This is a genomic window from Caballeronia sordidicola (genome assembly GCF_000729995.1).
Taxonomy (GTDB): domain Bacteria; phylum Pseudomonadota; class Gammaproteobacteria; order Burkholderiales; family Burkholderiaceae; genus Caballeronia; species Caballeronia sordidicola_A.
In genome coordinates this window covers 1-1,163 of the sequence record NZ_JNFG01000103.1, presented here as the reverse complement: position 1 = coordinate 1,163, position 1,163 = coordinate 1, and the positions used below count along the sequence as shown (strand labels likewise).

Annotated in this window: 1 protein-coding gene; it reads right to left on the bottom strand. The window is 56.7% G+C overall.

Annotated elements, in window-relative coordinates; genetic code table 11:
- A partial coding sequence (locus FH08_RS0133890) for a Crp/Fnr family transcriptional regulator (protein ID WP_031362613.1) occupies positions 1-698 on the bottom strand: 698 nt, incomplete at its 3' end.
- Between the last annotated feature and the right edge of the window lie 465 nt (positions 699-1,163).

Genomic DNA, 1,163 nt, shown 5'->3' with positions numbered 1-1,163 from the left:
ATACGGTCGAACTCGCGCTTGACGATGCCATAGCATTCGCACGCACGGGCTTCCAGACCGGCGCGATCGAGCACCTTGATGCAACCACGGCTGTGATGGATCAGACCGGCGTCATGGAGCTTTCCGGCCGCTTCCGTGACCCCTTCGCGACGCACGCCCAGCATGTCGGCGATCATCTGCTGCGTCGCGTGGAATTCGTTGGACGGCGTACGGTCAATCTCGATCAGCAACCAGCGGCACAACTGCTTGCTCAGCGAGTGGTGACGGTTGCACGCAGCGGTCTGCGCAATTTGCGTCAGCAGGGCTTGCATGTACAGCAGCATCAGGCGGCGCAGGAAATCCGAGCGATTGAACTGCTCGCGTAAGGCGCTAGCACTCATGCGATAAGCGAAGCCCGGGCATTGGACCTGGACGCGCGTCGGCATGGTATCGCCGCCGGTCAGGATAGGAACGCCGGTCATGCCTTCACGTCCGATGGCTGCAATTTCCGCCGAGCTGCCGTCTTCCATCGAGTGAAGCAAAGAGATGATGGCTGTCGTCGGGAAATACACGTGATGGATGCGTTGTCCCGAATCGCAAAGCAGTTGGCCCGTACGAAGCTGGACGAGTTCGAGATGTGGCGTAAGCGCTTGCCATTCGTGCGCCGGAAGCGCGCCCAACAGATGATTGCCGTGCAGGTCGGATTGAAGATTCAACATGATTTTGTTCCCTCGATTGCGCTGTGCGCCTTACTTTTTTATTCCGGTCCGCTGCGCGTCTCGTGATGCATCTGATGGCATCTATCTAAGACATGTAGCGACCGGCCCCGTAGCAGCTCTGTCAAAGTCGTTTGCTTGATTTCTGATTTCGACATTGGCTAGTGCTGCACCACACATTTAGCGAGGACCGTGCCAGCAGGCGCAAACCCAGTACCAGCATAGTGCCCCCCAGGATATGCAGCAGCGCACAGTGGGGATGGAAACGTTTTTGATTCACTCTTGAACGGTGCACGGTCAAACCGGAGCGATCCGTCCGATTAATCGCGCAAACGCTTCCGTACGCTCAATCCCTTACTGGAGGCGCATCCGGTTTTTGCAACGTCATTTGAAACCGCGCCTTTGCGACCTTCAAACCGCGATCGCATAAGCATTTGTCGGCCGTTTTAAAAGTGATACAGAAATGGT